This window comes from bacterium (genome assembly GCA_021159335.1).
Classification (GTDB): Bacteria; UBP14; UBA6098; order B30-G16; family B30-G16; genus JAGGRZ01.
Window position 1 is genome coordinate 17,700 of the sequence record JAGGRZ010000014.1, and the last position, 10,640, is coordinate 28,339.

A 10,640-nucleotide genomic window follows, 5' to 3' on the forward strand; every position below is an offset into this window, starting at 1 on the left:
CTTGATTTCCTCCTTTTTGAGGTCCTTGAGCCCTCAATAAATGTTAACCATAAGCTAATAAGATATTTTTGTGGCTTACATTGGCAAGAAAAATTGTTAAACAAATAAAGATCAATCTCTCCGCGAACTCCGAACACTAATAGAACCAGCATCCTCACCAAGCGCAGCCTTCAACGCTACCACAGCAGTCTCGATCATCGAATCGTCCGGAGGCTTCGTTGTTATTCGTTGCAGCCACATCCCTGGATAGGTCATAAGTTTAAAAATAAAGCTTTCGTCCGGAAGATTGTCCCCAATTTTTAAGAACTCATAGGCAATGCCGAAAACAATTGGCAAAAGCAGAATATGGTAAAGCATCCTGTAAAAAGGTCTCATGGCTATGCCGAATGCCGAATAAAGTATCCCGTCAACTAATGCATAAAACAGAATTGCCAATATAACCATCACCAATATGAAGCTCGTCCCGCACCTTGGATGATATGTAGTGTAGTTTCGAGTTGAGGCTATTTCCACAGGTTCACCGTGTTCATATGCATTAATGACTTTGTGTTCTGCACCGTGATACTGAAAAACACGCCTAATGTCCGGCACAAACGATATAACAACGATATAGACTATAAAAAGCACTACTCTCACGAAACCAGCAAACAGATTGAAAAGGAATGGCTTCTGCTTAAATCCCGCAACAGAGGATACCAGAAGCGGCAAGTATGCGAAAAGTGCCACTGCCGCCGCAAATGCAACAACTAAAACAAGAAATGATATCAACCGACTCACAACAGTTTCCTTGCGTTCATCGTCGGGACTTGCGATCCGGGCGGATAACTCAAGGTATTTCATCCCGAAATAAAGCATCTCAACAATCCCAATGAATCCCCGTATCAAAGGCAACCCCAATAATTTCTTTCTTTTAGCCAACGATGTATAATTTTCTTTCACAACTTCAATGTCGCCATCGGGTTTCCTTACCGCCATGGCGAAAGCATCCTCAGAGCGCATCATAACGCCCTCTATAACAGCCTGTCCCCCTGCCTTGGGCCTCTGGGATTTCGGTTTTTTGGTGTTTTGCTCCATGGAATTATTTTACAAGAATTGCCTTTTTGATAGGGGACATGCAACCTGACCGAAACATGACTCTTATCAAGTAAATCCCCGAGGGAAAACCATTTAAATTTATCGAAACCAAGCCGCCTTTTTGGAAATAAACTTTTCTAACAATTCTGCCAGTTACATCGAAGACAGACGCATAATAGGCATTATCCGCGCGGATAAACAAGATTGAGTTGAACGGATTTTGTCTAATCTCAAATCGTTCTGCATCAGTAAATCTGTGTTCCGAGACGACCTCACGGCTGGGGCTTTTAGGAACACTTTTGAGCCCTGTTCGCCCGAAGGAATCCTCAAGGAGCACAAAAAACCATAGCGACCCTGGCGGAGCGGATGATGTATACACAAACGATGTATCGTCAAGGTCCGTTATCCTAACTATTGGTTCTGAAAATAAGCCAACGGAATCAGTTGAGCGATAAAGCTGATAAGCACTCGCAAAACGCCAATCTGGTCTATTCCAGTAAATTTCGTAAGTAGTGTCGGAAATTTTCTCCACGAAAAGCTCGAGTTGAGGAGGAAGCATGGTATTACTATTGCGCCTATCCCCAAGGAATTGACACCAGAAGCGATAACCTGGCACAGGAACTCTATCAACACTCCATATTGAAAGCCTCCCGCCGCCGTCTATCGACACTATAAATGTCGTGTCGTGAAATGTGAACAAGGCAGGGGTCAAAATACCCGACCGTGCATGTTCAATCGTATCGGGAAAACTATCAACATAGCTTGAGAGAGGATTCATTGCGACAAGGAACTGTCGGGAGCTATCCTCATTAAAAGCCTGTATTATATATTCAGGTCCTATCTCAAAGTTAATGTCAGCAAGAAGCGGTGTCCCATATGTATGTCCGAACGCAAGATGAAGAGCAACACCACCAAAACTCGATAAAGCCCCTTCCGGCGTCAGCGCGAATACTGTGCCATCAATAGAATTGAAAGCAAGGTCATAGCGATAATCACCACCGACATCACCTACTGCTGGCGAGCAATAAACCCAGCTCCCCGGACGGCCAACGACATAAAGGGTGTCGAGACTTGACGATGAGTGGTCGTACCTCATAACCAACCCATGCTCAGCGCCGTAGCCGGAAACATGCGCGCCAAAGAACAATTCGTCTATTCCGTCACAGTCATAATCCCAGCCTAAAGGTGTCGAATAACTCAAGTAGCAATGCTCCGGCATTTCAACAGGAAACCCTGAAATCAGTGAGCCTGTGGGCTCGTAGGCAAAAAGTTTTCTATAACTTTCAAGTATTATCTCTGCTTCTCCATCGCCATCTATATCAGCCAGCGTCGGAGACGATACACAAGAACCAGTTGTCGACGAAAAAGCAACATGAAAAATCTGAACACCATCAAAAGTTAACGCAAAAAGATTGGTATCAACACATACTATAACTTCCAGTTCACCATCCCCGTTTAAATCGTAAAGCACAGGTGAGACAAAGTGCGCCTGATTGCCCAGCTTTAATGCGTAAATGCTTTCAGCCACCACACCATTGTAGTCAATGCGCCATAGTATGCCGTTAGCAGTCAGGGCAAAAATGGCCAATATGCTGTCAACATTTTCCCACGCGAGTTTCGAGGTTACAGGACCATGAACATAAAATGGGAAGCCGGGCAACATAGAACCATCATAAGATATGGCGTAAATGGAATCGTCGGTGGTTCCCACTAAGACAATAGGAACCGAGTCAAGATACGCTATAGCCGGTCCCCCCCAAACAGCAAGGGTATCGGAAGCTCCGAGTTCAACATCGATTCTCGATGCACACGAAAGTCCAAAAATGACTAATAGTATTAAAATTACAAACTTTTTCATTTGTCCTCCCGCTATTAAGTTTAAAAAACTTAAGGCAATATCCCTCTAATTACCACCTGTCGTTTCGCCTGAACTTTGAGCGGACATCTTCTGAACGGTTTCGAGTAGCAATGTGGTTTTAAGCTCTATAGCAGTTAAAATCCAGAACTGATAATGAGATATTTGAGCAGACCGATGTATAAGGTAAATAAGCTTAAGCGAAATAAAAAGCACAGCAAAATCAAGCGCCATAGTTCCTACCACATGTCGCCAGAAAATCTCGACCACAAACAAAGTAACCACAGCAGCGATAAAAAGGGCGTTAAGTATCCTATCCTTCTTGGTCGGCTTCCCGCCAAACGACCCTATAGCCTTTCGAAGTTTTTCATCGTATAGGACCGAAAGTCCCTCTTGCTCAGCGTATTCCAAGGTATCTTTGTCTACTTTCATCCTCCCTCCCTATGCTCTATTACAAGTAATCTTTAATTAACTACGGTAATCAAGTTAAGCAATCGAGAGTATTTACGCATTTCTTTTCTGAAATGCTGCCCAAAAAGAAAGTGGAACACAGAACATAAACCCAACAAAACCAAAAACATCTCCTATCCTGTCATAAACCGTCTTTTCATAAGTAGCATTAATGGTGAAAAATAACATACATCGCTCAAAAAGGCGCGTTTGCCTTACAACCCTGCCGTAAGGGTCAACTATCATTGATACTCCAGTATTGGCACTTCGGACTATCCAAACCCTATTTTCGATCGCTCTCATAACATTAAACATGGCATGTTGATAGGGTCCCGGCGTTTTGCCGAACCAACCATCGTTAGGGTCCCGGCGTTTTGCCGAACCAACCATCATTAGTAATGTTAACGAGAAAGTCAGCTCCTTCCTTTCGGAACCTCCTTGCGAGCCATGAAAAAGCCGACTCGTAGCAAATCATGGCTGAAAAATCGACGATCCTGCCCTCCGAAGGCTCAAACTTGAATAATGTGTATTCTTTGCCTGCAGAAAAGTGGCTCCCACCAAAATTAATCTTTCTCAGGAATGGATATCTATCCTGAAACGGAACCTGCTCACCAAAGGGAACGAGCTGAATCTTGTAATAGTTACCAATTATTTTCCCATCGGGAGAAATAAGAATAGCTGAATTAAAGTAATTTTCTCGCTTTTCAGGGTCGAAGTCGAGTGTTCCAACCAGAAGATAAACCCCTGCTTCAACAGTTGCGGACTTGAAAACCGAGAATATAGATGGCGCAAGTTTGTGGTAGCATGCCGTAGCCGTTTCTGGCGCTATAACGAGCGCTGCATGCCCGGACGCAGCCTTTATCATATCGGCGTGCAGTTTGGCGTTAATCCTTTTGAAGTCTCCAGCCCACTTCTTATAAGGATCTATGTTGCTCTGAATCACGGCCACATCCACAGGAACACCTTCTATAGGTTTTCTCATACGAGATTTTCCATAAAGGAAGGCGGTAAGAAACAGCGCAAGCAGAACTATAGCTGAAAAAATGGCTCCTTTAGAGAGAGGCTTTTTTATAATAAAGTAAAGACATGAATTTATAGCAGCCACCCAAAGCGAAACGCCATAATTCCCTACTATATCAGCAAACTGTATAAGCACAGGGTAACATGTTTGAGTGTATGAAAGGTTCATCCATGGAAAGCCAAGCTTCCCGAATGACCTCAGATACTCAATGCCAACAAGGATAACTGGGGAAAGTACTATGGCAAGAGTTTCGCTACGAATTGAGATTTTATAATGAAGCCATGCATACAAAGCGCCAAAGATAGGAAGATAAAATAATATTGCTATAAATCCTGGTATGGTCGGCTTTGTTATCCACCAGAGCGTTGCGCCTGTCGCAACAAATGCCCATATATAACCAGCCTTAAAAGCCTTCCATCCATTTTCGACATTGCTTATGGCGAACCATAAAAAAACGAGCATAAAATATGCTAAAAAACCCGTTGGAAGAGGCGGGAAACTTGCTGCCCAAAGCAAACCCGAAACCACCAAAAAAAGTATCATCTCCTTTTTGGTTAGAACTCGTTCCATAAGTTTTAATGAATATAAAAGCTATAACCATGCTAACAACATTTTTTAGGCAATGGAAAAGGTGGCAAAACAATTATCTTGCTAATCCGCCAAATCTTGGATAATTTAATAATTCTTTAGATTCAATAAAATTTGGACCGCAGAAAGCACTGGTAGTGATGAAACTTTACGCTAATGATTTGATCGGCTACGAGTCATGCGAATAACTCAAATAGTACGAACCATTATAGGTGAGGGGCTTTGGGTTGGACAACCATGCCTTCTCGTTAGACTTTCCGGCTGCAATCTTCATTGTAGCTGGTGTGACACACCGGAGGTTCATCGTGGAGGACGTGAAATACCATTTTCGGAGCTGGTTGAGCGCGGAATAAAAACCCCGGAAAAATGGATTCTGCTAACCGGCGGCGAACCACTCCTCCAAAGAAGCGTTGGAAAACTTGTAAAAAACTGGATTAATGGCAAGAAAAATGTCCTTATAGAAACAAATGGCACAAGACCCATTGCCCCAGTGCTTATGGATGGGGTGTCCATATCAATGGACATTAAAACACCCTCAAGCGGCGAGGTTGGTAAGCACTACAATCCTAATCTCAGACTTCTTCGCCCAGTGGATGCACTTAAGTTCGTTATTTCCGACAGAAAAGATTTCGACTGGGCAAGGGATTTCATTCTCAAAAATCCTACTCGTGCTAATCTATTCTTCCAGCCGGCGTGGGGAAGACTATCTGCCAGAAGACTTGCAGGATGGATAATAGAACACAAATTACCGGTAAGACTAAGCGTGCAAATTCACAAAATACTAAAATTACCGTGAGGTGAGAAATGCCTGATGCACAATTCTGGAAAAAGTATCTTTCAGCCGCCAACACCAATGATTCATGGCTGTGCGTTGGTCTTGACCCAATATTGGAGTATCTTCCGGAAAGTATTCCAAAAAATGCCAATGGCGTGGTAGCTTTCTTCGCTGACATCATAGACGCGACGAAAGAGTTGGTCTGCGCCTACAAACCTAATGTGGCTTTTTTCCTCGCCCTCGGAAATGATGGTCTTAAGGCACTTGTGGAGGTTGTCAAAAGGATTCCCGATAACATCCCCGTCATTCTTGACGCCAAGTTCGGCGATGTGCCCCATACAGCCGAGCATTACGCCCGTTTTGCTGTGGACATAATCGGTGCAGACGCTGTCACAGTAAATCCATATATGGGTTACGACTCAATTTTCCCCTTCGTTCAAAAGGACCTTGGAGTGTTCGTTTTGTGCGCGACGAGTAACGCAGGTTACGAGGACCTCGAGGGACGAAAGTTTAGGAATTCAGATAGACTTTTTGAAATCGTTGCTGAAACTGTGGTAAGCTGGAGTGAACGCTGGGGAACCCGTCTGGGCTTGGTTGTAGGCGCAACACATCCAGAAGTATTTATAGAGGTCCGGCGGAACGCACCAAAAGCTCCGCTTCTGATACCAGGTATCGGTGCTCAGGGGGGTGCGCTCGAGCCAGCTATAAAATATGGTCCCACGACAGATGGAATGCCCCCGATAATCGTTTCATGCAGGTCCATAATTTACGCCTCAAAAGGCGGCGACTTTGCCCAGGCTGCGAAGAACGCTGCCAAAGACATAAAGGATAGAATCAATCAACTAAGAAATTCGCCCAAAACTGAGAAATAAAGAGGTGTAAAATGCGCCAGGATGAAATACTAAATTTATTGGAAAGCACCCGGGCAATATTAAAAGGACATTTTCTGCTCTCATCGGGTCTGCACACGGACACTTACATTCAATGTGCGAGATTGCTTCAGTATCCTTTGCTTGCCGAAAGAGTGGGCAAATCATTGGCAGAACGCTTCAGCGACGCTGGACTCGAAACTCCACCACTGGTAGCATCGCCGGCTTTGGGCGGGATAATAATAGGTCACGAGGTGGCGAGAGCTCTTGGATGCAGGCACATATTCATAGAAAAAGTCAACGGCACACCAACGCTAAGACGAGGTTTCACCATAGCTAAGGACGAGGAATTTTTAGTAGTGGAGGATGTTGTAACGACGGGCAGGTCCACCGCCGAAGTCATAAATGTCCTTAAAGAACTTGGCGGCTTTCCAGTGGCTGTGCTTGCTATAATAGACCGCACAAGCGGCAGAGAACTAAAATTCGGAAATATTCCGTTCATAGCACTGACAAAAATAGACATAGACACCTTTGAACCAGACAACTGCCCACTGTGCAAAAAAGGCATTCCGCTCGAAAAACCAGGTAGCAGAGTTTTTAAATAAAATCCGTAATCAAAACTTCCTTATAATCCGCCTTGCGCCGAAAAACCTTCCTTTCCAGAAGGGGTTAATAAGCGAATCTATACGAACCCCAGAGGATTCAGAGGCGTGTATGAATTTGTAATTTCCTATGTATATTCCAACATGAGTTGGATATCTTTTGTTTTCACTGCCCGGAGAAAAAAATACGAGATCACCGGGTTCAAGCTCTTCAAAAGATATGGACTTACCTAATTTCCAGAGGTCCTCAACAGTTCTCGGAAGTTTCATAACAAGTGCATCTCTGAAAACACGCTGCACAAGCCCGGAGCAATCCATGCCAAAACGGTCGTTACCGCCGAGTTTGTATCTAACCCCAAGATATGACTTGGCAGCATCCACGACTTTTTTCTGGGCTGTCGAAAGTCGTTTTGAGACAGTGGGTTCTATAGTCTCCATCGAGCGGGAATAACCAATATTTCCCTTTTTACAGGTAAATTTTGGATAAGGCACACATCCCCACAAAGCGAGCATTGCCGTAAAAATCAAAATCGAGGCAATAATCTTAGAGGAATTATGTGCCCATTTCCCAGCTTTCAAGGTATTTCTTCTGCTCAGGGGTTAGTTTATCTATAGTAACACCCATGCACTCAAGCTTTATTTCAGCAACCCATTTATCGATGTGCTCGGGCACCCTGTGGACTTTTGGCTCAAAGTCACCCTTATTTTTGGCAACATATTCTCCCATAAGAGCCTGTAGCGAGAATGACATATCCATAACAGCAGCGGGATGCCCCTCAGCAGCAGCAAGATTTATAAGTCTGCCGTCAGCAAGAAGGAAAATGCTTTTCCCATCGGGCAGGATATACTGGTCGACGAAAGGTCTCACTTTGGGTTTCACATCCTTTGCAAGCTTTTTTAGCCCTTCAATATCTATTTCCACATTAAAGTGACCGGCATTAGCCACGATAGCACCATCCTTCATAAGCTCAAAGTGCTCTGGTCTTATGACATTTATGTTTCCCGTCGATGTGCAGAAAATGTCTCCCAACTTGGCAGCTTCTGCCATCGTCATCACATCAAAACCGTCCATTTTTGCCTCTATAGCACGAATAGGATTAACCTCAGTAACTATAACTTTCGCGCCCATACCTCGCGCACGCGTGGCAATACCTCTGCCACACCAGCCATATCCAGCCACAACGAAAACAGAGCCTGCGAGAAGCCTGTTAGTCGCCCTTATTATGCCGTCCACTGTAGATTGACCAGTCCCATATCTATTGTCAAAAAGGTGCTTTGTCATTGCATCATTAATAGCAAAAACGGGGAACAAAAGTTTGCCTTGCTTTTCAAGCGCACGAAGCCTTATTACTCCCGTCGTGGTCTCTTCCATAGAACCCCAAATGTTTTTAGCCTTGGTATCGGCGTATTTCTGGTGCAATGTCGATACGAGGTCGGCCCCATCGTCGTGGGTTATTTGAGGGTCAAACTCAAGGCAACTTTCTATATGGTCATAATATGTTCTCCTGTCCTCTCCTTTAATAGCGAAAACTGAGATTCCATAGTGGTGAACCAGCGCAGCCGCTACATCATCCTGAGTCGATAGCGGATTTGACGCGCAAAGCCTTACCTCAGCACCACCAGCAGCGAGAGTGCGAACGAGATTCGCAGTCTCAGTCGTAACATGAAGGCACGCAGCTACTCTTATGCCCTCAAGAGGCTTTTCTTTAGCAAACCTTTGTCTTATACGCGTTAGAACTGGCATGTCGCGCTCTGCCCATTCTATCCGCCTCCTTCCAATGTCTGCGAGCTTCGGGTCCTTTATGTGATGCGGAACCGTCATAACATCCTCCTTTAGTTTTTTGCCCAAATCTACGCTAAGACCGCACAATATCAATAAATTTTTGTGCATCAAGCCTTGTTCTCGTTGCTCAAATCAAGCATAGACTTTATGTAATCGCTTGGAATAAATGGCGCTATGTCCTCTTTTTTCTCACCCACCCCAATAAATTTTATTGGAACTCCCAGTTCCCGCTTTATCGCTACAGCAATTCCGCCCTTTGCGGTTCCATCGAGCTTTGTTAGTATTATCCCGGTTAACGGTATTGACTGAGAGAATATTTTAGCCTGCGACAAACCGTTCTGACCCGTCGTCGCATCAATAATTAGAAAGACATCGTGCGGAGCTCCCTCAACGGCTTTTCCAGCAACGCGCACAATCTTTTTTAGCTCTTCCATAAGATTTTTCTTGGTGTGCAGTCTTCCAGCAGTATCAGCGATAACCACATCATAGCCCTTCGCTTTAGCATGCATCAGCGCATCGAAAATAACCGCAGCGGGGTCGGCTTTCGGTTGACCGGTAATAATAGGCACACCGACTCTATCAGCCCATATTTTGAGCTGCTCCTGAGCTGCAGCACGGAATGTATCACCACCGGCAAGCAAAACTTTCTTGCCTTCGCTCTTAAGCATGTGCGCGAGTTTACCGATTGTGGTTGTCTTGCCCGTGCCGTTAACGCCGACTATAATTATCACATGTGGCTTACCCACTATCTCAAACCCCTCAGGTTCACCGAGAATCTCAAGAAGGTGCGACTCGAGAAGCTTTAATGCATCACCACCTGTAAGCTCACTTTGAGAAATACGCTCCATAAGTTCATCTACAATCTCCTCGGTGGTTACTACTCCAACATCCGCGGTTATTAGTATTTCCTCGAGAGTTTCCACATCTTTTCGCGAAAGTTTCTTGCCAAGAGGAATCGCTTTCCTTATAGCATTAGCCAGTCGTTCCCGAGTTTTCCTTAGCGATGTAAAAATCTTTTTAAGCATAGCATTCACTTTATTAGTGCGAACTTGCCCCACAACTGCTCGCCGTCGGGCAGAGTAATCCTGTAATGATAAATGCCATTGGCCGGGAATTCACCATCCATATCCTTTCCATCCCATACAATAACAGCGCGTCTTCCTGCATCACGATATTTTGTGCACGAATAAACTACATCAAGTGCGAAATCGAAAATCTCAAGTTTAACATTGCCATCCACAGGGTTGTCGAAAACGAAAAACATCCGTGAGTGAATGTAAGGAGAAAACGGAGAGGGAAACGCATATGTCTTTTGTCCGGGAGCTACCTCTGGTCTATAGAGAAATACTTTGAACGTTTCGCCACCATCGGTAGAACGCGCAAGACCAAACTCGCTTGCAACCCACAATGTCCCTCTGACCACGAGCACCGAAACCATCGATGAGAGCGGGAAAGGCCAGCTACTTTCAGGATCGTAGACCTCAATTTTTTCGGGTTCACCAAAAGCAACGCTTCGAAACAACCCAGAATCGCAGGCGAAGTAAGCTGTATCACCAGAAAAAGCGAAATTCCAGCACATAAAGTCCATGGCAAGAGTGTCCCATGTAATGCCATCAGTTGTAT

The 10,640-nt window shown here is 44.6% G+C and carries 12 protein-coding genes; 3 read left to right on the forward strand and 9 right to left on the reverse strand.

Annotated elements, in window-relative coordinates:
* Positions 1 to 111: 111 nt before the first annotated feature.
* From J7J62_00930 to lnt, 5 genes are all read right to left on the reverse strand, one after another.
* Positions 112 to 1,002 carry a DUF1385 domain-containing protein gene (locus tag J7J62_00930; GenBank protein MCD6123725.1) on the reverse strand — a complete coding sequence of 297 codons (891 nt, stop codon included), beginning with the start codon at positions 1,000 to 1,002 and terminating at the stop codon, positions 112 to 114.
* A 76-nt stretch (positions 1,003 to 1,078) separates the two neighbouring features.
* Positions 1,079 to 2,932, reverse strand: a complete 1,854-nt coding sequence (locus J7J62_00935; protein ID MCD6123726.1) for a T9SS type A sorting domain-containing protein — start codon at positions 2,930 to 2,932, stop codon at positions 1,079 to 1,081.
* Positions 2,933 to 2,977: 45 nt separating this feature from the next.
* Positions 2,978 to 3,361, reverse strand: a complete 384-nt coding sequence (locus J7J62_00940) for a hypothetical protein (protein ID MCD6123727.1) — start codon at positions 3,359 to 3,361, stop codon at positions 2,978 to 2,980.
* Positions 3,362 to 3,433: 72 nt separating this feature from the next.
* A complete protein-coding gene (locus J7J62_00945) occupies positions 3,434 to 3,769 on the reverse strand; it encodes a hypothetical protein (protein ID MCD6123728.1) in 336 nt (111 codons plus the stop codon).
* Positions 3,738 to 4,970, reverse strand: coding sequence for an apolipoprotein N-acyltransferase (lnt, locus tag J7J62_00950; protein MCD6123729.1), 1,233 nt, complete (start codon positions 4,968 to 4,970; stop codon positions 3,738 to 3,740). The genes J7J62_00945 and lnt overlap by 32 nt, the downstream gene beginning before the upstream one ends.
* A gap of 196 nt (positions 4,971 to 5,166) precedes the next feature.
* Between lnt and J7J62_00955 the strand changes: the two genes are divergently transcribed.
* From J7J62_00955 to pyrE, 3 genes are read left to right on the forward strand one after another with little or no spacing between them, the layout of a single operon-like run.
* On the forward strand, positions 5,167 to 5,784 hold the full coding sequence (locus J7J62_00955; GenBank protein ID MCD6123730.1) for a radical SAM protein: 618 nt from the start codon (positions 5,167 to 5,169) through the stop codon (positions 5,782 to 5,784).
* A gap of 8 nt (positions 5,785 to 5,792) precedes the next feature.
* Positions 5,793 to 6,635 (forward strand): orotidine-5'-phosphate decarboxylase, encoded by an 843-nt coding sequence (pyrF, locus tag J7J62_00960; protein MCD6123731.1) that lies wholly within the window; start codon positions 5,793 to 5,795, stop codon positions 6,633 to 6,635.
* Positions 6,636 to 6,646: 11 nt separating this feature from the next.
* Positions 6,647 to 7,237, forward strand: a complete 591-nt coding sequence (pyrE, locus tag J7J62_00965; protein MCD6123732.1) for an orotate phosphoribosyltransferase — start codon at positions 6,647 to 6,649, stop codon at positions 7,235 to 7,237.
* A gap of 9 nt (positions 7,238 to 7,246) precedes the next feature.
* Here the strand turns inward: pyrE and J7J62_00970 are convergent, their stop codons facing one another.
* The 4 genes from J7J62_00970 to J7J62_00985 form a co-directional block, all read right to left on the reverse strand.
* Positions 7,247 to 7,672 carry a C40 family peptidase gene (locus J7J62_00970; protein ID MCD6123733.1) on the reverse strand — a complete coding sequence of 142 codons (426 nt, stop codon included), beginning with the start codon at positions 7,670 to 7,672 and terminating at the stop codon, positions 7,247 to 7,249.
* Positions 7,673 to 7,787: 115 nt separating this feature from the next.
* The gene (locus tag J7J62_00975; GenBank protein MCD6123734.1) at positions 7,788 to 9,056 is read right to left on the reverse strand and encodes an adenosylhomocysteinase; all 1,269 of its coding nucleotides are present in this window, start codon (positions 9,054 to 9,056) and stop codon (positions 7,788 to 7,790) included.
* 68 nt (positions 9,057 to 9,124) lie between these two features.
* Positions 9,125 to 10,042, reverse strand: coding sequence for a signal recognition particle-docking protein FtsY (ftsY, locus tag J7J62_00980; GenBank protein ID MCD6123735.1), 918 nt, complete (start codon positions 10,040 to 10,042; stop codon positions 9,125 to 9,127).
* A 5-nt stretch (positions 10,043 to 10,047) separates the two neighbouring features.
* The coding region (locus J7J62_00985; GenBank protein ID MCD6123736.1) for a hypothetical protein at positions 10,048 to 10,640 on the reverse strand (593 nt) is incomplete at its 5' end.